General features: G+C 69.7%; 19 protein-coding genes. 10 read left to right on the forward strand and 9 right to left on the reverse strand.

Annotated elements, in window-relative coordinates; all coding sequences use genetic code 11:
- The first annotated feature begins 29 nt into the window (after positions 1-29).
- The 6 genes from AC04MD_RS12895 to AC04MD_RS12920 all read left to right on the forward strand — a co-directional run bounded on the left by AC04MD_RS12895 (position 30) and on the right by AC04MD_RS12920 (position 6,652).
- Positions 30-920 carry an RDD family protein gene (locus AC04MD_RS12895; protein WP_475497647.1) on the forward strand — a complete coding sequence of 297 codons (891 nt, stop codon included), beginning with the start codon at positions 30-32 and terminating at the stop codon, positions 918-920.
- Complete coding sequence (locus AC04MD_RS12900) at positions 917-1,900, forward strand: RDD family protein (RefSeq protein ID WP_475497648.1); 984 nt, start codon at positions 917-919, stop codon at positions 1,898-1,900. The genes AC04MD_RS12895 and AC04MD_RS12900 overlap by 4 nt, the downstream gene beginning before the upstream one ends.
- A 209-nt stretch (positions 1,901-2,109) precedes the next feature.
- On the forward strand, positions 2,110-4,614 hold the full coding sequence (locus AC04MD_RS12905; RefSeq protein WP_475497649.1) for a DNA topoisomerase I: 2,505 nt from the start codon (positions 2,110-2,112) through the stop codon (positions 4,612-4,614).
- A 32-nt stretch (positions 4,615-4,646) separates the two neighbouring features.
- On the forward strand, positions 4,647-5,210 hold the full coding sequence (gene tsaC / locus AC04MD_RS12910; protein WP_475497650.1) for an L-threonylcarbamoyladenylate synthase type 1 TsaC: 564 nt from the start codon (positions 4,647-4,649) through the stop codon (positions 5,208-5,210).
- Positions 5,211-5,270: 60 nt separating this feature from the next.
- Positions 5,271-5,984 carry a hypothetical protein gene (locus AC04MD_RS12915; protein ID WP_475497651.1) on the forward strand — a complete coding sequence of 238 codons (714 nt, stop codon included), beginning with the start codon at positions 5,271-5,273 and terminating at the stop codon, positions 5,982-5,984.
- Between the two features lie 2 nt (positions 5,985-5,986).
- Positions 5,987-6,652 carry a DUF4124 domain-containing protein gene (locus tag AC04MD_RS12920; RefSeq protein ID WP_475497652.1) on the forward strand — a complete coding sequence of 222 codons (666 nt, stop codon included), beginning with the start codon at positions 5,987-5,989 and terminating at the stop codon, positions 6,650-6,652.
- 4 nt (positions 6,653-6,656) lie between these two features.
- Here AC04MD_RS12920 and AC04MD_RS12925 read toward each other — a convergent pair whose 3' ends face one another.
- Positions 6,657-7,712: a type 1 glutamine amidotransferase domain-containing protein gene (locus tag AC04MD_RS12925; protein ID WP_475497653.1), complete on the reverse strand. Its 1,056-nt coding sequence runs from the start codon at positions 7,710-7,712 to the stop codon at positions 6,657-6,659.
- Positions 7,713-7,876: 164 nt separating this feature from the next.
- On the opposite strand from AC04MD_RS12925, the gene AC04MD_RS12930 reads away from it, so the two are divergent.
- Both AC04MD_RS12930 and AC04MD_RS12935 read left to right on the forward strand, forming a co-directional pair.
- On the forward strand, positions 7,877-8,536 hold the full coding sequence (locus AC04MD_RS12930; RefSeq protein ID WP_475497654.1) for a hypothetical protein: 660 nt from the start codon (positions 7,877-7,879) through the stop codon (positions 8,534-8,536).
- Between the two features lie 143 nt (positions 8,537-8,679).
- Complete coding sequence (locus AC04MD_RS12935; protein ID WP_475497655.1) at positions 8,680-9,867, forward strand: metallophosphoesterase; 1,188 nt, start codon at positions 8,680-8,682, stop codon at positions 9,865-9,867.
- Positions 9,868-9,913: 46 nt separating this feature from the next.
- Here the strand turns inward: AC04MD_RS12935 and AC04MD_RS12940 are convergent, their stop codons facing one another.
- Both AC04MD_RS12940 and AC04MD_RS12945 read right to left on the reverse strand, forming a co-directional pair.
- Positions 9,914-10,144, reverse strand: a complete 231-nt coding sequence (locus AC04MD_RS12940; protein WP_475497656.1) for a hypothetical protein — start codon at positions 10,142-10,144, stop codon at positions 9,914-9,916.
- A gap of 75 nt (positions 10,145-10,219) precedes the next feature.
- Positions 10,220-10,996, reverse strand: a complete 777-nt coding sequence (locus AC04MD_RS12945; protein WP_475497657.1) for an SDR family oxidoreductase — start codon at positions 10,994-10,996, stop codon at positions 10,220-10,222.
- Positions 10,997-11,054: 58 nt separating this feature from the next.
- Between AC04MD_RS12945 and AC04MD_RS12950 the strand changes: the two genes are divergently transcribed.
- Positions 11,055-11,183: a hypothetical protein gene (locus AC04MD_RS12950; protein ID WP_475497658.1), complete on the forward strand. Its 129-nt coding sequence runs from the start codon at positions 11,055-11,057 to the stop codon at positions 11,181-11,183.
- A 363-nt stretch (positions 11,184-11,546) separates the two neighbouring features.
- Here the strand turns inward: AC04MD_RS12950 and map are convergent, their stop codons facing one another.
- From map to AC04MD_RS12970, 4 genes are all read right to left on the reverse strand, one after another.
- A complete protein-coding gene (gene map / locus AC04MD_RS12955) occupies positions 11,547-12,323 on the reverse strand; it encodes a type I methionyl aminopeptidase (RefSeq protein WP_475497659.1) in 777 nt (258 codons plus the stop codon).
- Positions 12,320-12,532 carry a ParD-like family protein gene (locus AC04MD_RS12960; RefSeq protein ID WP_055937677.1) on the reverse strand — a complete coding sequence of 71 codons (213 nt, stop codon included), beginning with the start codon at positions 12,530-12,532 and terminating at the stop codon, positions 12,320-12,322. Before AC04MD_RS12960 ends, map begins: the two co-directional genes overlap by 4 nt.
- Before the next feature lie 866 nt (positions 12,533-13,398).
- Entirely contained in the window at positions 13,399-15,303 is a 1,905-nt protein-coding gene (sppA, locus tag AC04MD_RS12965) for a signal peptide peptidase SppA (protein ID WP_475497660.1), read from the reverse strand.
- A gap of 50 nt (positions 15,304-15,353) precedes the next feature.
- Positions 15,354-16,751, reverse strand: a complete 1,398-nt coding sequence (locus AC04MD_RS12970; protein ID WP_475497661.1) for an MATE family efflux transporter — start codon at positions 16,749-16,751, stop codon at positions 15,354-15,356.
- A 102-nt stretch (positions 16,752-16,853) separates the two neighbouring features.
- On the opposite strand from AC04MD_RS12970, the gene AC04MD_RS12975 reads away from it, so the two are divergent.
- Complete coding sequence (locus AC04MD_RS12975) at positions 16,854-18,074, forward strand: DUF3667 domain-containing protein (protein WP_475497662.1); 1,221 nt, start codon at positions 16,854-16,856, stop codon at positions 18,072-18,074.
- Positions 18,075-18,461: 387 nt separating this feature from the next.
- On the opposite strand, the gene AC04MD_RS12980 is transcribed toward AC04MD_RS12975, so the two are convergent.
- Positions 18,462-19,055, reverse strand: coding sequence for a DUF3106 domain-containing protein (locus tag AC04MD_RS12980; protein WP_475497663.1), 594 nt, complete (start codon positions 19,053-19,055; stop codon positions 18,462-18,464).
- Positions 19,042-20,031 carry a hypothetical protein gene (locus tag AC04MD_RS12985; protein ID WP_475497664.1) on the reverse strand — a complete coding sequence of 330 codons (990 nt, stop codon included), beginning with the start codon at positions 20,029-20,031 and terminating at the stop codon, positions 19,042-19,044. The genes AC04MD_RS12980 and AC04MD_RS12985 overlap by 14 nt, the downstream gene beginning before the upstream one ends.
- Positions 20,032-20,118 lie beyond the last annotated feature (87 nt).

Genomic DNA, 20,118 nt, shown 5'->3' on the forward strand with positions numbered 1-20,118 from the left:
GGCCGCGCGTTTTACCGGGGAATGATGCAATGACGCAGTGGTATTACGCCGATGCCAGCGGGCAGCGGCAGGGTCCGTTCACGGCCGAAGAACTGGAAGGCCACGTGCGCCACGCGCGCCTGGGTCCGGCATCGCTGGTCTGGCGGGAAGGCCTGCAGGAATGGCAGCCGCTGAGCACGGTGGCCACCGAACTCGATCTGCAGTTCGATGCGCCGCGCGCGCCGGTCGACGATGCGGCGCTTCCCGCTGCGGACGCGCCCTACACGCCACCGACGGCGGATCTGGCCTCGTTCCAGCCGGCCGTGGCCGGGCACATCGTGCAGGCCGGCCTGTGGCGGCGTTTCGCCGCCAGCTTCATCGACGGCATCGTCACCACCGTCATCAGCTATGCGCTGATGATCCCGCTGATGTTGATCGGCGTGGGCATCATGGGCGCCGGCGGTTCGGACAACCCGTTCGCCACTGGGGCCGGCCTCGCCTCGATGCTGGCGATCTATCCGATCCTGTTCCTCGCGCCCTGCGTCTACTTCGGCTGGATGCAGTCCTCGTCGCTGCAGGCCAGCCTGGGCAAGCTGGCGGTGGGCATCAAGGTGGCGCGTACCGACGGGCAGCGGATGAGCTTCTGGCGCGGCTTCCTGCGCTCGCTGGCCTACCTCGTCTTCACCATGGTCACCTGCGGCCTGGGCGTGCTGATTTCCGGCCTGATGGTGGCGTTCACCGCGCGCAAGCAGGCGCTGCACGACATGCTCTGCGACACCCTGGTGGTGGACAAGTGGGCGTTCACCGACACCCCCGACCGCCAGCGCGACGAGCTCGGGGTGGTCACCATCGTTGTCCTGGCGCTGGCCGGCCTGGCCATCGTGGGCACCCTCGCCTTGTACGGCGTGATGGGCGCCCTGCTGATGAAGGATCTGTCATGACCCAGTGGTACTACGTCGACACGCAGCAACAGCGGCACGGCCCGGTGGACGGCGAGGCGGTGGCGACCCTGTTCCGCGACGGTACGCTCACCCGCGCCTCGCTGGTCTGGCGCGAGGGCATGCAACAGTGGACGGCGCTGGCGAATGTCGCGCCGGAACTGCGGCTGGACCTGACCCCGCCCTCCCCGCCCACACCGGAGGCGGCAGACGCCCCCGTCGCGCCCGTGGTGGAAACCGAGCGTCCGCTGACCGGTCGCGCCGTGTTCACGGCCAGCGAGCCGACCTACACCCAACCGGAGCCCATCGTGCGCGCCGAAGCCGCGGTGTCGCCCGGCGACTCGCCCTACAGCGCGCCGCGTGCGGACATCGGCACCGGCGCCTACGGAAGGCCGGTCGCGCATGGCCACGTGGTCCACGCAGGCTTCTGGAAGCGCATGGCGGCCTACCTGATCGATTACCTGATCACCAGCGTCATCGGCGGCTTTGTCGGCATGATCATCGGCGCCGTCATGGGCGGCATGATGGGATTTGCCGACGACAGCGGGATGGTGCTGCTGCAACTGGTCTCCGGCCTGGTCGGCTTCGCGATAAGTGTTGTCTACTTCTCGTGGTTCCAGTCCTCGTCGCTGCAGGCAACGCCCGGCAAACTCGCCATCGGCATCAAAGTCGTCCGCGGCGACGGCGAGCCCCTGGGCTTCCTGCGCGCGGTGGGTCGCTGTTTCGCCATGATCCTGAGCGGACTGATCCTGTTCATCGGCTACGTCATGGCAGGATTCACCGAGCGCAAGCAGGCGCTGCACGACATGGTGTGCGACACCCTTGTGGTGGACAAATGGGCCTTCACGCCCTACCCGGACCGCCAGCGCGAGGACCTGGGTACCGTGACCCTGGTCGTGCTGATCATCGGCGGGCTGCTCTTCGTGGGGGCCATCCTGCTGGTCGTTGCGGCCATCGGCGCGGCCGCCGCCCTCGGCAGCTGAGCTCGCCCGCCGGCGCCGTGACCGGGGTCGCGGCCCCGGACCGGCGGTGACGATCCGGCTTGACAGCCTGGCCCCGGCCGTGACACCACTATAAAAAGGAAATCTGAACGCCCGGGGCCTCCGCTCCGGGCGTCCGCTTCTCTGGCGCCCGCGTCCCGGGCACCCTAGCCGACCCTGCCGGCCCACCCGAACTCCCCTGAACCCCTGACATGCCCAAGCACCTGCTCATCGTCGAGTCGCCCGCCAAGGCCAAGACGATCAACAAATACCTCGGCAAGGACTTCACCGTCCTGGCGTCCTACGGCCACGTCCGTGACCTGGTGCCGAAGGAAGGAGCGGTGGACCCGGCCAACGGGTTCGCGATGCGCTACGACCTGATCGAGAAGAACGAAAAGCACGTCGATGCGATCGCCAAGGCCGCCAAGGGCGCCGACGACATCTTCCTGGCGACCGACCCGGACCGCGAGGGCGAGGCGATCAGCTGGCACATCGCCGAGATCCTGAAGGAGCGCGGCCTGCTCAAGGACAAGCCGCTGCACCGCGTGGTGTTCACCGAGATCACCCCGCGCGCCATCAAGGACGCCATGGGCCAGCCGCGGCAGATCGCCGGCGACCTGGTCGATGCGCAGCAGGCACGCCGCGCGCTGGATTACCTGGTCGGCTTCAACCTGTCGCCGGTGCTGTGGCGCAAGGTGCAGCGCGGCCTGTCCGCCGGCCGCGTGCAGTCGCCCGCGCTGCGCATGATCGTCGAGCGCGAGGAAGAGATCGAAGCTTTCATCGCCCGCGAATACTGGAGCATCGAGGCCGAGTGCGCGCATCCGCGCCAGGCCTTCACCGCCAAGCTCACCAGGCTGGACGGGCAGAAGTTCGAGCAGTTCACCGTCACTGACGGCGACACCGCCGAGGCCGCCCGCCTGCGCATCCAGCGGGCCGCGCAAGGCACGCTGCACGTCACCGACGTGACCAGCAAGGAACGCAAGCGTCGTCCCGCACCGCCGTTCACCACCTCGACGCTGCAGCAGGAGGCCTCGCGCAAGCTCGGCTTCACCACACGCAAGACCATGCAGGTCGCGCAGAAGCTGTACGAAGGCGTGGCCATCGGCGACGAAGGCACCGTCGGCCTGATCAGCTACATGCGTACCGACTCGGTGACGCTGTCGCAGGACGCGCTGGCCGAGATCCGCGACGTCATCGCGCGCGACTACGGCACGCAGGCATTGCCCGACAAGCCGAACGTCTACGTCACCAAGTCGAAGAACGCGCAGGAAGCACACGAAGCCGTGCGCCCGACCAGCGCGCTGCGCACGCCCGCGCAGGTGGCCAAGTACCTGAGCGACGACGAGCGCAAGCTGTACGACCTGATCTGGAAGCGCGCCGTCGCCTGCCAGATGGTCCCGGCCACCCTCAACACCGTCAGCGTCGACCTGGCCGCCGGCAGCCAGCACAGCTTCCGCGCCAGCGGCACCACCGTGGTCGATCCCGGCTTCCTCGCCATCTACGAGGAAGGCAAGGACACCAAGAACGCCGAGGACGACGACGAAGGCCGCAAGCTGCCGCCGATGAAGCCCGGCGACACCGTGCCGCTGGACCGCATCCACGCCGACCAGCATTTCACCCAGCCGCCGCCGCGCTTCACCGAAGCCGCGCTGGTCAAGGCGTTGGAGGAATACGGCATCGGCCGTCCCTCCACCTACGCCTCGATCATCCAGACGCTGATCTTCCGCAAGTACGTGGAAATGGAAGGCCGCGCCTTCAAGCCCAGCGATGTCGGCCGCGCGGTCTCCAAGTTCCTGTCCGGCCACTTCACCCAGTACGTCGACTACGACTTCACCGCCAAGCTGGAGGACGAGCTCGACGCCGTCTCCCGCGGCGAGGAAGAGTGGGTGCCGCTGATGGAGAAGTTCTGGGGCCCGTTCAAGGAACTGGTGGACGAAAAGGCCGAGACCGTCGACCGCAGCGAAGCCACCGGCGCGCGCGAACTCGGTACCGACGCGAAGTCCGGCAAGCCGGTCAGCGTGCGCCTGGGCCGCTACGGGCCGTATGCGCAGATCGGCGACAAGGACACCGACGAGAAGCTGGAGTTCGCCTCGCTGCGCCCCGGCCAGTCGATGCACACCATCACCCTGGAAGACGCGCTGGAGCTGTTCAAGCTGCCGCGCAAGCTGGGCCAGGACAAGGATGAAGAAGTCAGCGTCGGCATCGGTCGCTTCGGTCCCTTCGCCAAGCGCGGCAGCACCTACGCCTCGCTGAAGAAGGAAGACGATCCGTACACCATCGACCTGGCGCGCGCGGTGTTCCTGATCGAAGAAAAGGAAGAGATCGCGCGCAACCGCATCATCAAGGAATTCGACGGCAGCGACATCCAGGTGCTCAACGGCCGTTTCGGCCCGTACATCAGCGACGGCAAGCTCAACGGCAAGATCCCGAAGGACCGCGAGCCCGCCTCGCTGACCTTCGAGGAGGTGCAGAAGCTGCTCGAGGAAACCGGCAAGCCGGTGCGCAAGGGCTTCGGCAAGAAGGCGCCGGCCAAGAAGGCCGCGGTGAAGAAAGAGGCTGCGCCGAAGAAGGCCGCCGCCAAGAAGGCACCGGCGAAGAAGGCTGCGAAGAAAGCGACGAAGAAGACCGCGGCGAAAACCGCCACCAAGAAAGCAGCCGCGAAGAAGACGGTGAGCAAGGCCGCCAAGGCCGTCGCCGACGACAACGCACCGTTCTGATCCATCGCTCGAAGGACGCGAGCCGACCACACATGCCGATCGAAAGGACCATCGAGGAAGCGGCGGAAACGATCCGCAGCGGCGGCATCGTCGCCTACCCCACCGAAGCCGTGTGGGGCCTGGGCTGCGATCCGTTCGACGAGGGCGCCGTGCACCGGCTGCTGGCGATCAAGCAGCGGCCGGTCGAGAAGGGCCTGATCCTGATCGCCGCCACGCTGGACCAGTTGAAGCCGCTGATCGACGTATCGGCCGTGCCGACCGAGCGCCTGACCGAGGTGCTGTCCAGCTGGCCCGGCCCGCATACCTGGATCATGCCGGCGACCACGCAGGCCCCGCGCTGGATCACCGGCGCGCACCGCGGCATCGCCGTGCGGGTCAGCCAGCACCCCGTCGTCGTCGGCCTCTGCCAGGCCTATGGCGGCGCGCTGGTATCGACCAGCGCCAACCTCAGCGGCCAACCCGCGGTCAGCGAACAGGCGGCGCTGGATCCCGCCCTGCTGGCGCGCGTCGACGCCGTCGTGCCGGGCCCGACCGGCGGCCTGGACCGCCCCACCGCCATCCGCGACGCGCTGACGGGCCAGTCGCTGCGTGACTGACGGCCATACGGGCCGCGCCATCGCCTTTCCATCGACCGCCCCGGCGCGCACCATGGGCCCATGCGCCCTGCCGCCCTGCCCCTGCTGATCGCCTTGCTGCCGGTGTTGCCGCCGGTCGCGCAGGCGCAATCGACGGCAGGCGCCCAGGTGACCATCTACCGCTGCGTCGCCGCCAACGGCACGGTCGCCTTGCGCGATTCGCCCTGCCTGAAAGGCGAGCAGCAGGAAATCCGTGCCATGCAGCGCCCCCAGGATCCCCCGCCACGTCCCGTCGTCGCAGCACCTGCCCCTGCGCCGCCGGCGGCACCGGCACCGCCGCCCACGCGCGTCGTGTACCTCAGCCCGCCCAAGCCGATGTACGAGTGCACCACGCCGGAAGGACAGACCTATACCAGCGACAACGACGACGGCAATCCGCGCTGGGTGCCGTACGGCGGCGCGTATTCGGCGTATCCGTCGTGGCCGCGCAGCGGCGGCAGCGTGTCGGGCAATGTGTCGATCGGCAACGGCAACCTCTCCTTCCGCAGCGGCGATCCTCCGCGCCCGCATCCGCCCGGCGGCGGCGGTCACCATCCAGGCCCCGTGCTCGTCCCCGGTGGTGCGTGGGTGCGCGACACCTGCCACCCGCTGCCGCAGGAAGAAGTCTGCGCGCGCCTCTCCGATCGTCGCTACGAGATCCTCCGCCGCTACGGCGCCGCGCTGCCCAGCGAACGCCGCACGCTAGACTTGGAACAGCGCGGCATCGATGCGCGCCTGGCCAACGACTGCAGGTAATGATGAGTTCTTCCGCCCGTTCCTTCGCACGCCTGCTGCTCGCACTCTCCTGCGGCGGCCTCGGCATCGCCGCGGCGAATGCCGCCGACGTCACCATCTACCGCTGCACCGACGCCAGCGGTGCGCTGACGCTGCAGAACGCGCCCTGCCCGAAAGGCATGAAGCAGGAAGCGCGCACCATGCAGGGCGTGAACACGGTGCCGATGGTGCCGGGCCAGACCGGCACCGCAGCGACGCCATCGTCGCCCGCCGCCGCAACGCCCACTCCGGCGACGGCGACGCCTGCGACCTCTCCCACGGAGAGCACGACGACTTCCTTGCCCGCCACCTCCGATACCCGTGCGCTGCCGCCGCCGATCCTGTTCCAGTGCACCACCTACGACCGGGACAGCTACCTCACCGAGGACCCGATGCCCGGCTCGCGCTGCGTGACGCTGAGTACCGTCGGCCTGGACGGCAATCCGCAGGCCGGCGCCGGCCAGGCCTGCGAAGTGGTGCGCGACACCTGCGCGCGCGTGCCCGATGGCGCGTTGTGCGACGCATGGAAGAAGCGCCGCGACGAAACCGAAGTCGCGTTCCGCTTCGCCCGCCCGGAGAACGCCGAGAAGAACCGCGCCGACTACGAACGCGTCGCGCGCATCGTCGCCGAGAGCCGCTGCGGGCAATAAGCCGTCAGCCGCGCGCCAGCGCCTGCAACTGCCACGCCTCGCCCAGCCGCCCCTGCATGCCGGCCACCAGCGCATGCATCAGCAGCAGGCGCTTGTCCGCATCGGGGTGTGTCGCACGCACGGCACGTGCGGCGTCGGTGCCTTCGCGGTGATAGGCCGCCAGCACCCGGTTCGCGAGTTCGTCGCGTCCCCGCGCGCGCGCGACCGGCGCATGACCCAGCGCGCGCACGATCGCCTCCGCCGTGGACCAGGTCGACCACGGGTTCTGCCCGGTGACCAGCCGGCCATCGACGACCGTGGTGTCCACGTACATGGGGCCTTCGACGTAGTGCGCCCCTTTCTGCTGCAGGCGATCCTGCAGCAGGTAGGGAAACCGCGCGCGCGCATCCTTGATCAGGAAGAGCTCCTCCGCGTTGCTGAAAGCCGCCACGCGACGCCCGCGCAGCAGCGGCGTGCCGTCGTCCAGCACCACCTCCAACAGCGCGGCGGGCCCGTGGCAGACCGCACCGATCACCCCGCCCGCCTGGTAGACCGTGCGCACGATGCGCTGCAGGTCGGGATCGTCGGGGAAGTCGAACATCGTGCCCTTGCCGCCGACCAGGTACACCGCCGCGTAGCGCGTGGCGTCCACCTCGCGCAAGGGCAGACTGCCGTCGAGCTTCCGCCGTGCCGCCACATCGTTGAGGAACGCGTAGTCGGCGACCACCGCGTCCTCGTCATCCAGCCGCATCGGCGGTGAACCACCCTGCGGACTGGCGATGTCTATCTCGTAGCCGTTGGCCTGCAACACGTAGTACGCGCGCGCCAGTTCGCTCAGCTCGAAGCCCGCCTGCTTCTCGCCGCCGGGAAAATGCGCCGTACTGGTGACCACCGCCAGGATGCGTCCGCGCGTCGGCGGCACTGCACGCTGCATGAAATCCAGGTCCGCCACCGTGCTGGTCGGAGCCGGCAGCGGCTGACTGTCCAAGTCCAGTGTCTGCACGTAGAAGAAGCCGCCAACACAGGCCAGCAACACCCCCGCTGCGCAGGCCAGCAGGCCGCAAGTGATCCATCGCTTCATGTCCGCACCCATCGTCCGTCGATGCCGACACGCTACGCACGGCATGTAAAACGAACTTCAATCGCGCCACACTGCAGTGCGGCGCATCGACCTTGCGGACACCCGTGCGGGAACCGTGCGGGATGCCTCGCTAGAATCGGCGTCTTCCACCACCAGGACCTCCGATGCCGCACGACCCGATGCACCGCCTGCTGCGCGAAATGCGCGTGCTGCGCCTCTACGCCGCCGCGATGACCCTGGCCTTCGTCGCCGTGCTGCTGACCGCCTTCAAGGCACCGGACCCGCACTACGAGCGACTATCGGTGGAACGGCTGGACATCGTGGACGCCGACGGCACGCCGCGCGTGGTGCTGGCCAACCAGCAGCGCTTTCCGCCGCCGATGTTGAACGGTGAGACGTTCAAGCGCGCGGTCACGCCCGCGGGCCTGGTGTTCTACGACCGCAAGGGCAACGAGGTGGGCGGGCTGGCGCTGACCGACGTGGAGGCCGGCAAGATCTCCGCGCTCGCCTTCGACAATCCCAACATGGACGCGATCGGCCTGATGACGCGCATCGGCGCCGACGGCGAACCGATCAGCAGCGGCCTGCAGATCAACCAGGCCGTGCCGTCGCACGTGAAGGTGCTGGATGCGGCGAAGCAGGCCACGCGCCGCATCGCCATCCAAAACGACCGCAACGACGCCGAGATCCTGCTGGCCGACGCCAGCGGCAAGGACCGCATCCGTCTGCGTGTGGACCGCGCCGGCGACGCGCGCATCGAGGTGCTGGATGCCGACGGCCACGTGGTGTTCAGTGCGCCGGAGGCAACCGCGCGCACGCCGTAACGCGTCCGCCATCGGTGGCGATGCGCGGACCAACAGGCGCGCATCGCCTCACAATCAGGCATGGCTTCCTGCCCATGAAGCGCCACGCATGCGGCGCGTAACGTCATCCGCATTCCGACGGGGGATGCGCGATGGCGACATGGATGAAGCGGTTGGTACTGGTGCTCGCACTTTGCATCGTGGTCCTGCTCGGACTGGTGGTGGTCGGCGGTTTCCGCCTCAAGGATCCGCACGGCAATATCGCCTTCGGCTGGGACAAGGACGCGCACCGCGTCCAGATCATGGAAAAGCCCGGACTGTCCGCTGAAGGTCCGCACGTGTTCGTCCACGACGGCGGCTACGAGGTCCTCGCCACACGGCAGGACGCGGATGCCTGGCGACTGGTCCGCACGCAATTGCCCCCATCGCCGCTGCCGACCCTGTCGGTGCAGGTCGGCAACGCATCGAAGACGCGGCTCCAGGTGACGCTGCGCCCGGTATCGTCCGCACGCAGCGCGGTGCACCTCGGCAATCCTTCCCGCCTGTTGATGCTGTCCGACATGGAAGGCGAGTTCGACAGGTTCACGTCGCTGCTGCGCGCGCAGGGCGTCATCGACGACGCCCTGCGCTGGCGCTACGGCGACGGCCATGTCGCGATGGTTGGCGACTTCGTCGACCGCGGCGACGACATGACCGCGGTGCTGTGGCTCATCTACCGGCTGCAGGCCGAGGCCGAGGCCGCCGGTGGGCGCGTCCACTACGTGCTCGGCAACCACGAACACCTGGCGATGTCCGGGCGCAAGAAGTACTGGCCCGGCGGCCTGGTCGCGTTCGCCAACGCGCTGGGTGACGACGGCGACGAGCGCCTGTTCTCGGCGCAGTCCGTGCTCGGCGCCTGGCTGGCGGAGCAGCCGGTCATCGCGCGCATCGGCGACCATCTGCTGGTGCACGGTGGCGTCAGCGAACCGGTGCTGGCGATGGACCTGGATGTCGACCAGATCAACGCGCTGGCGCGGCCTCATCTGCATCGCGTGCCGGAGGACCTGCTCGATGACGCGCGCACGCTGCTCGGCCGCGACGGGCTGACGTGGTACCGCGGCATGGCGATGCCGGACGACGCGAAGCAGCGACGCGAGCGCGATCCGGCCGCGCACCTGCAGCGCGTGCTCGCCCGCTACGGCGCCAGGCGCATCGCCATCGGCCACACGCTGGTGCCGGACATCGTGCTGGAACAGCAGGGGCGCCTGTTGCGTCTGGACGTGCACCATGCCGAGCAGACGCCGCAGGCGGCGCTGTACGAAGCGGGCGTGCTGTGGCGGGTGGATGCAGAGGGTGGCCGCGTTCGTCTGTGAGCCATCGTCGCCAGACCTACGGGAGAATCATGCCGGCGTGGACGGATCAGGTCCCCGCGCCTGGCGCCGTGTACCGGAATGCCAGCCACAGCGCGTAGATGGACACCGCCATGCCAAGCGCCGAGATCAGGTAAGACGCCACGACACGGGATCGGCCGATGAGCAACATCAGGCGCAACGGCTCTCCGGCGATCTTGAAGCACAGGGAAAACGCGCATCCACAGACCAGATAGACCAATGCGGGCGGTGTTCCACCAAGCGACAGCGCGAACGCCACCGCGATCGCCGTGAAGAGTCCGGCGCCCCACCAACAGCTTCACGACCGCACGCCCCATCACGCTCCCCCGCACCGCTAGAACCCGTACCGCAGGAACCCGCCATCCACCGCGATGCATTCGCCGGTGACGTAGCTCGATGCGGGCAGGCACAGGAAGGCGACGGCGGCGGCGACTTCTTCCGGTTCGCCGATGCGGCGCATCGGGGTGCGGGCGATGACTTCGTCGTAGTAGTCCGCATCCGACAGCGGGCCGGAGGTGCGGCGCGTGCGGATGTACCACGGCGCCACGGCGTTGACGCGCACGCCGTCCTCGGCCCATTCGACGGCCAGGTTGCGGGTGAGCTGGTGCAGCGCGGCCTTGGTCATGCCGTAGGGCGCGCCGCTGCGCACGGCGGTGGTGCCGGACACGCTGCCGACGTTGACGATGCTCGACGCCGCGTGCCGCGTCAGCAGCGGATGCGCGTAGCGCGACAGCTCGAACGCCGAGAACAGGTTGGTCTCGAAGATGCCGCGCCACTCGTCCTCGGTGTAGTCCACCGCGGCGCGGGTGACGTTGCCGCCGGCGTTGTTGACCAGGATGTTGAGGCCGTCGCCGTGGTCTTCCACCCAGTCGAGGATGGCGCGGCGGTCTTCGTCGTCGGCCACGTCGGCGGCCAGCGTGGCGATGGTGCGCTCGGGGAACTCGTCGGCCAGGTCGGCGCGCGCGTCCTGCAGCGCATCCTCGTCGCGCGCCACCATCAGCACGTCCGCGCCGAAGTCCAGCAGTTCGCGCGCGATCGCCAGTCCGATGCCCGCGCTGGCGCCGGTCACCAGCGCCAGTTGCCCCTCCAGTCGCCACCGGTTCGCCGCCACATGCGCCTCCTTCATCGATGGGCGTAGCATAGCGCCACGTCACAGGAGGACCGTCGCCATGACCCGGATCCGCCTCACCCTGCTCGCCGCCCTGCTGCTGGCCTGCGCCGCCTGCCGCGCCCCCGAACCGCCCCCGACCGACGAACCACCGGAACCGCAGGCGGATGCGGACAGCGTGAAAGCCTGAGTCGCGCGCCAGCATGCGTCGCGTCGGCGATGCACGACGTGCAAATCCGATGCGGAGTCGCCTCCTCTCCCCCGCATGCGGTGGAGAGGGGGCAGTAGCGTCGACCGCCTGCTCCGCATCCGTCCACATTCCAAACAGTACGGCAGGACACGCCTCCTCTCCCCCGCTCGCGGGGGAGAGGATGTCCCCGGTGAAGACGGGGACAGGTGAGGGGGCGACGAAGTCCACGCAACGACGTGTCGGGAACGTTGCCGACGCCGCGGCGCGCGATGCGGCGTAACGACGAGAGACGGCATCGCGCCCCCCTCACCCCAACCCTCTCCCCCGCATGCGGGGGGAGAGGGGGCAGTACGCGCAACGGGGTCAGTGCAGGTCGCGCGGTGGCGTTTCGCCCGGCCGCAAGGTCAGCACGCGCGCGCCCGTGCGCGTCACCGCGACGGTGTGTTCGAACTGCGCGGAGAGTTTTCCGTCGCGCGTGTGGACCGGCCATACATCGGGCTGCGAGCGGATCGCGGCGCGGCCCTGGTTCAGCATCGGCTCGATGGTGAACACCATGCCCTCTTCCAGCACCAGGCCCGTGCCGGGCTTGCCGTAGTGATGCACGTGCGGGGCTTCGTGCATCTCGCGGCCGATGCCGTGGCCGCCGTATTCCTTCACCACGCTGTAGCCTTGCTCGCGCGCGTACTGCGCGATGGCGTGGCCGACGTCGCCGAGGCGCGCGCCGGGACGCACGGCGGCGATGCCTTTCCACATCGCCTGGTAGGTGGCCTGCACCAGCCTGCGCGCGGGATAGGCGACCTCGCCGACCAGGTAGGTGGTGCTGGAGTCGGCGATATAGCCGTGCTTCTCCAGCGTGATGTCGAGGTTGACGATCTGCCCGCTGCGCAGCACGTCGTCGTGCGAGGGCATGCCGTGGCAGACCACGTCGTCGATGGACGCGTTGAGCACGTAGGGGAAGTCGTACTGCCCCTTGCTGGCCGGGCGCGCGTGCAGCTCGTCGACGATCATGCGTTCGACCAGGTCGTTGATCGCCATCGTGCTCATGCCTTCCAGCGTGAGCCGGTCGAGGCGGTCGAACACGGACGCCAGCAGCGCGCCGGCCTCCGCCATGCGCGCCAGTTCGTCGGCGGTCTTGATCACGTGTGGCCCGCGCGCAGCGGCGCCGGTTGCACGCCGGCCGCGCGCAGTTCGTTGGCGACGATGTCCTGGAAGCTCAGTTCCGGGTGCATCTCGCAGAGCATGCCGACCTTGATCCAGAAATTGGCCTGCGCGTTGATCGAGCGGTGGCTGACGGTGCAGGCGCGGCGCAGCTGGTCGTGCAGCGCGTCGTCGATGTTGACGATACCCATGGGAGACTCTCGGGAACGAATATATGAATCATATACGATCCATAGTCCCGCCTCCAGCGTCGCCGCCCGGCAGCAGGCGGACGTGATCCCGCATCCGGCGTCCGGGGATCGCCACGCGGGTCCAGGCCCCGCCGCCTCCGATCGGCCGTCCCGCCGGCTCACCGTCCCGGATCGGTTTGGCAGGCACGGGCCTGCGCACGCGGCCGCTGTCCCTGCCGCTCCTACATACGTCCCTCCCTGCCGAACCCATCGCGTCGCCGGCACGACCGAGGCCCGTCACAGGCGTCCGGATGTCGCGACGGCGGATCCCGATGCGGGTCGCCGCCTCCCTGTCCGCGTCCGGAACCCCACAGGCCAGGTCCACAACCCGGCGTTCCGGGTTCCGAACCCCGAACACCACCTGCCGAACCCGACGCATCGCGCTCCTGACCCGGTACGCGACGTTCCGAGCGCGACATGCCGCGTGTGCTATCCCGACGCACCACGTTCCGGACGCGGCGTTCCGGGTTCTGAGCTCGGAACGCGACGTCCGAGACCCGATCCGTCGCGCTGAAGACTCGGTGTCCCGCGTTCCGGACGCGGAGCGCCGCGTTGGGCAACCCGATCGTCCACGCGCTGGACCCGGTACACCGCGTGTCGAACCCGACACACCGCGCTGCCGACCCGACCGTCCGCGTTCGGGACACGACACGTCGCGCGGCGAACACGAGGCGCGGGACGTTGCACGCGGGACACCGAGCAAGGGATGCGACCACTCGTGCGACGGACACAGCGTGCGAGTCCGTCTGCGGCGCGCGCAGGCCCACAAACGCAACGGGCCGCGCGGTTGCCCGCGCGGCCCGTCGATCACACGATGGAACTGAGACTCAGAACCCGCAGAAGCAGTACGCCAGGCTCTTCACCGGGGCGCCGTTGCGATCGTTCACCGCCTCGTCGACGAAGCGCAGCTGCGCTTCCATCTCCGGCAGGCTGCGCGCCAGCAGCGCGCGGGCGAAATCGGAGTCCTTCAACCACGCCGCACCGATCCGGCTGCCGGCGAAGCCGCCCATGAACTGCGAGAACGGCGACGACATCTTCTCGATGTAGCGCACGCGGTACGTGTCCGGCGCGCCCAGCTTGGCGCGCTTGGCCGCATCGGCCAGCGCCACGTCCAGGCCGGCCAGCTCGTCGACCAGCCCGCGCTCCTTCGCCTGCGCACCGCTCCACACGCGACCGCGCGCCACCGCATCGATCTCCTCGACCGACTTCTTGCGCGCCTCGGCGACCTTGCCGGTGAAATCGGCGTAGCCCTTGTCGATGACCGACTGGATCACCTGGCCCACGGCCGGGTCCAGCGGACGGGTGATGTCGAACGCGCCGGCGAAGCGGGTGGTGCCCACGCCGTCGGTGCGCACGCCGATCTTCTCCAGCGTGCGCGGCACGGTGGGGATCACGCCGAAGATGCCGATGGAACCGGTGATGGTCGACGGATCGGCGTAGATGCGGTCGGCATTCATGCTGATCCAGTAACCGCCGGACGCAGCCAGGTCGCCCATCGAAACGACCACCGGCTTGCCGGCCTTCTTCAGCGCGGCCACTTCGCGGCGGATCTGCTCGGAGGCGTACACGCCGCCGCCCGGCGAATCCACGCGCAGCACCACGGCCTTCACGTCGTCGTCGTCGCGCGCCTCGCGCAGCAGCGCCGAGGTGGACAGGCCACCGACGCGGCCGGCCGGCTGGTCGCCGTCGGTGATCTCGCCTTCGGCCACCACCACCGCGACCTGCGGACGCTTGTCGAGCGGATTGATCTTGGCGTCGAGGTGGGTCAGATAACCGGCCAGGCCGATGGCGCGGAAGCCGGTCTCGGAATCCTCGTCGGCCACGCCGCGCTCGATCAGCAGGTTCTCGACTTCTTCCTGCGTCTTCAGGCCATCGACCAGCTTCTGCTGCAGCGCGTACTTGGCCAGATCGCCACCGGCGGCGGCGATGCCTTCGGGCAGCGTGTCGATGCCGGCGGCCAGCGCGTCCGGCGTGGTCTTGCGGACCTTGGCGATGTCGGCCAGCAGGCGCTGCCACACATCGTTCATCCAGAACAGGTCGGCTTCCTTGGCTTCCTTCGACGCGGCGTCGAGCACGTAGGGCTCGGCGGCGGACTTGTACTCGCCCACCTTGAACAGGTGCACGTCCACGCCGAGCTTTTCCTGCAGGCCCTGGCGGTAGTACTGGCGGTAGCGGCCCAGGCCCTCGAGCATCAGGCTGCCCATCGGGTCCAGGTAGACCTCGTCGGCCTGCGCGGCCAGCAGGTACTGGGTCTGGCTGATGTTCTCGCCGAAGGCGACGATCTGCTTGCCGGAGGCGCGGAACTTCGCCAGCGCGGCGGCGACTTCGCGCAGCGAGGCGTAGCCGGTGGGCTGCAGCTGGTCCACGCGCAGCAGCATGCGCTCGACCTTGTCGTCCTTCTGCGCCGCCTCGATGGCGCGCAGCAGGTCGCGCAGCTGCACCTCCTCGGCGCTCTTGTCGCCGAACGCCTTGGCCAGCGCGCGGGTGGCGGGATCGGCGGTGAACTGCTCCACCAGGCGGCCTTCCGGCGCCAGCACGAAGGTGGTGCGCTCCATCAGCGGCTTCACCCCGCCACTGCCGGCGGCGATGACGAACACGATGAAGATCAGGAACAGCAACCCGAAGAAGATCAGGTTGAGGACCAGCTTGCGGGTGAAGTTCATCACGTCCCAGAGGCCGACGAAGAAGGCGACGACCGGGCTGCGACGGGGGGCTGGTGCGACTTGGCTCATGGGGGACTCCGGGAAACTGGGTTCACTCTAGCGTGTAGCGCGTGAGGCTTTCATGCCCCGTTGGTCACCGTGACCGCGGCGGGGGTGGCTGCGGCGGCCTGCCAGCGCTTGCTGCTGCGCTCGAAGCGCCAGCCCAGCAGCACCGCGGCGGCGGTCAGGCCGACGATCAGGCCCAGCCACATGCCCTGCGGGCCCCAGCCGAGGCCCAGGCCCAGCCCGGCGCCCAGCGGCATGCCCAGGCCCCAGTACGAGACCACCGCCAGCCACATCGGCACGCGGGTGTCCTTCAGCCCGCGCAGCGCGCCGGCCGACAGCACCTGGATGCCGTCGGGGAACTGGAACGCGGCGGCGAACAGCAGCAGCGTGCCGGCCAGCGCGGCGACGGCCAGGTCGTCGGTGTACAGCGACACCACCAGGTCGTGGCCGAGCAGCAGGAACAGCGCGGAGAGCGCCTGCGTGGCCAGCACGATGACGTAGCCGGCGTGCGCGGCGCGGCGGATGCCGAGCGTATTGCCCGCGCCCACCGCATGGCCCACGCGCACGGTGGTGGCCTCGGCCACGCCCATCGGGATCATGAAGCACAGCGCCGACACGTTGATGGCGATCTGGTGTGCGGCCGCCGGGATGGCGCCGAGGCGCGCGATCAGCAGCGCGGTGACGATGAAGAGGCTGCCCTCCATCAGCACGGTGATGCCGATCGGCAGGCCGGTGCGCAGCAACTGCATGATCGGCGCGCTGCGCGGCGGATCGAGGTGCGCGAACAGCTGCAGGTCGGCGAAACGGCGCGCGCGCGCCAGGTAGATCGCGAACGCGATCGCCTGTAGCCACATGGTCAGCGCCGAGGCGATGCCCAGGCCGCCCGCGCCCATCTCCGGAAAGCCGAACTTGCCGAACGCCAGCACGTAGCCCACCGGCGCCAGCACGAACAGGCCGCCGAAGCCGAGGATCATGGTCGGCAGCGTCCAGTGCGTGCCTTCGCTGAGGTAGCGCATGCAGAAGTAGAACGTCAGCGCCGGCACGCCCCAGCGGATGCCGTGCAGGAAGGCGGTCGCGCCGGGAATGATGTCGGGCGCGATGCCGAACGCGGCCAGCGCATACGGCGCCACGCTGAGGAAGGCGAACATCAGCAGGCCCAGGCCCAGCGACAGCCACAGCGCCTGGCGGAACAGCGGCGCGATCTCGCTGCGGCGGTTGGCGCCGTCGAGCTGCGACACCGACGCGGTCAGCGAGATCAGCGTGCCGATCGGCACCATCATCGGCAGCCACAGCAGCGCGGTGCCGACGGTCACCGCCGCCAGCGTGGCGGTGGCGTGGTGGCCGGCGATGACGTTGTCGACGAAGCCGATCAGGCCGGTGGAGACGTGGCCCAGCACGAGCGGCAGGGCGAGCGTGCCCGTGGCGCGCACTTCCTGGCCGAAGCGCGGGGTCGGGGAGGGGGAGACGGACATGAGGATCAACCGCCGGACTGCGGTCGCGCGGCGTCGCGCTGGCACCGGGTCACGGGAGGCCGGTATCTTACCCGCTCGCCCGCCGCGCCACCCGAACGCCCCATGACCCCATCGCACGATGCCGACGCCGTGCACGCCAGCGCGTGCGACAACTGCAAGACGCCGCTGCAGGGCGGCTTCTGCCACGTCTGCGGGCAGAACGCGCACAACCCGCTGCGCAGCTTCGGGCATGCGGTGGAGGAGGTGTTCGAGTCGTTCTGGCACCTGGACGGGCGCATCTTCCGCACCCTGCGCACCCTGCTCTCGCCCGGCAAGCTGGCCAATGCCTACCTGGCCGGCCACCGCGCGCCGTACGTGGCGCCGCTGCGGCTGTTCGTGATCCTGAGTGTGCTGACGTTTTTCGTGGGCAAGTTCGCCACCGGCAGCGGCGACCCGTTCAGCCCGCCTGCGGTTGCCGACGGCAAGGGCGGCAACACGACCGTCCAGGTGACCGGCGCCGGTGACGAGGGCGTGGATTTCGGCGCCCTGACCGATGTGGATGACGTCATCCGCCTGCGCGACCGCACCATCGACGGGCTGCTGGCCGCACGTGCCGCGTTGCCGCCGCCCCTGGCGTTCGCGCGCGAACAGGTGGAGAACAACATCCGCAGCACCCAGGCGCGGGCACGCGCGCGCATCGCCGAGCTGCGGCCCGACCACCCGGCGCTGGCCGAACCCGACCGGATCCCGAAGAACGGGCCGATGCCGGACTCCACCGGCTCGCTGTTCTCGCAGAACGGCAAGCCCTGGCACCAGACCGACAATCCGGTCCAGGTGGACTGGCTGCCCGCGTTCGGCAACCGCTGGTTGAACAAGAAGATCGCGCGGGCGCAGGACAACATCCCGCGCCTGCAGAAGGACCCGGAGCTGTTCAAGAACGCTCTGATGGGCGCCGTGCCGTCGGCGCTGTTCGTGCTGGTGCCGGTGTTCGCGCTGCTGCTGAAACTGGCCTACCTCGGCACGGGCCGCGTGTATCTGGAACACCTGGTGGTGGCGCTCTACAGCCACGCCTACCTGTGCCTGTGCGTGCTGGTGTTCTTCGCCCTGTCCTTCGTCGACGGCCTGCTGCCGGAACAGGCGACCCTGGCGCGCGCACCGGTGTGGATGGCCGAACTGCTGATCATGTGCTGGATGCCGGTGTACCTGTTCTGGATGCAGCAGCGCGTCTATCGCCAGCACCCGGCCGTGACGCTGCTCAAGTACCTGGCACTGGGCATGCTGTACTTCTTCCTGGTCGTCACCGCCATGGTCCTGCTGTCGCTGACCAGCCTGGTGAACGCATAGCGGCGTGCCGAGTCTGACGAGACACGCGCGCATTCGTCGCGTGCGCCATGCGCACGAGAGGAATCGCGCGGTGGTGGGGTCATGAGGCCGTGCGCGCAGCGCACGCTACGGCGAAGGCCTTGAGGAGCCCGTGGCGATTTGAGGGGCCGCGCCGTCCCGGGAGCACCGTGCCTTGAATGTCGTTGGCGATGGATCGTCAGGCCGCGGTGATCAGGCCCGGGCGCGAAAAGCGTGGCTCGACGGGCTCACTACGAAGGGAATCCCGTTGTCCGGTCGAATCGCGACTTCGTAGCGTGCGCTATGCGCACGAAAGGAGTCGCGCGGCGATGAGGTCATGAGGTCGTGCGCATGGCGCACGCTACGGAACGCTGTCGATCCGCAGCGGGGTCAGCGATCGCGCCGCTGCCGCAGCCACGCGCGGCGCTGGCCGTCGGGCACGGCGAGCAGTTCACGACGGAACGCATCGCGGTCCTGCGGCGGCAGGCGTTGTGCCAGCGCGGCGAGATCGTCGCGCTGTTCCGCATCGAGTTGCCGCAACAAGGCCAGCAGCCCATCGCGCTCGCCGGGCGGCACGTAGGCGAACAACGGCTGCAGCCGCGGCCAGTCCGCGCCGAGCGCCGGCCCCAGTCGCCAGCCCTGCCGCTGCATGCCGTCCAGCACGCGGAACTGCGTGCGCAGCGCGGCCTGGTGTTCCGGCGGCAACGCGGCGATCTCGCTGGCGGCGGCGCGCAGGCGCGCACGCTGGATCTCGTCCAGCGCGCGCCACGCGGCATAGCGCGCGCGCCGGTCTTCGCGTTCCTGCCGAGGCAACGCATCCCACGCCAGGCGACGCTGCTGCCAGTCCGCCTGCGCGCCAGGCGACATCGCGGCCCAGCGGGTCGCATTCGATGCGTCCTGCGCGGACGACACCGCGATACCGGCCATCGCCGCCACGATGGCGAAGGCGATCACGACACGCAGCCGCCGATCACGGTGCTGCATCGGTCGCTCCCGCGTCCGTGTCGGCATCGGTCGTGGCGTTCGCGGCGGTCGCGCCCGCACCGGCGAGATACCAAGCGAGGAAATCCGCCTCGCGCGCCCGCGTTTCGTCGTCGGGATCGGCCAGCAGCGCGAAGTCGGCATGCGCCTCGGCGGCGACGACGTCGTCCGCGCGCGCGGCGGGCGCCTCCGCGGCAGGCAGCGCATCGGTCGTGATCTCCGGATCCGGCGGCAGCGCCGAGACGCCTTCGCCCTCGGCGCTCGCCGGCGCCTGCGTCGACGGCGGCGCCAGCATTGCCGCGCCACGCCACCACCACAGCCCGGCACCGGCGGCAGCAAGCAGCAGCACCACGACCAGCAGGATCCACGGCCAGCGGCGCGGCGCGGGCGTCGGCGCGAAGGTGGGCGTCTTCGCCGACGCTGGCGGCAGGCGGGTGCCGGCCAGCGCTTCTTCGCGCAGGCGCGCGAGGGTGGCGAGCCGGTCGGCCGGCAGTTCGCGCAGGTGCTGCTGGATGGCCTCGGCCAGCGCACGCCAGGCGCCGGCGTCGGGATGCCCCAGCGCATCGCGCGGGCAGGCGCGGGCCAGGGCGTCGCGGTACGCCGCGCCGTCGAGGCCGAGGGCGTCGGCGGCCTCGGCTTCCTGCAGGCCGCCGGCGAGGCGCAGCAGCAGCGCCGCCCGGTCGGCCGTCGCAGGGCGGGCCAGCGCGGCGAAGGCGTCGGGCCAGCGGGCGGTGGGCCCGTCGGCGCGCAGTTGCGGCGTCGCCGCCAGCAGCGCCCAGAAGCGCACCGGCCAGTCGGCCATCGGCAGGGCGGCGGCCTTGCCGCGGAACGCACGCTGGGCGGCCGCGAGGGCCACGTCGCCCCGGTCGGCGTCGCCGCACTGCAGTTCGGCGAACACGGCGCCGCGGCGTTCGCAGCCACGGAGGAAGGCGGCGAGCGCGGCGGGCGCGGGAGAGGTCGGGGAGTCGGAAGAGGCCATCGTGGAACCGGTCGGTGATGCGTGGATCATAGTCACCCGGCGCGCCCGTACGGACGCTTGACAGGCGGTCGAAATCTGCTCTCCCCG

Source organism: Pseudoxanthomonas sp. LjRoot206 (genome assembly GCF_056175725.1).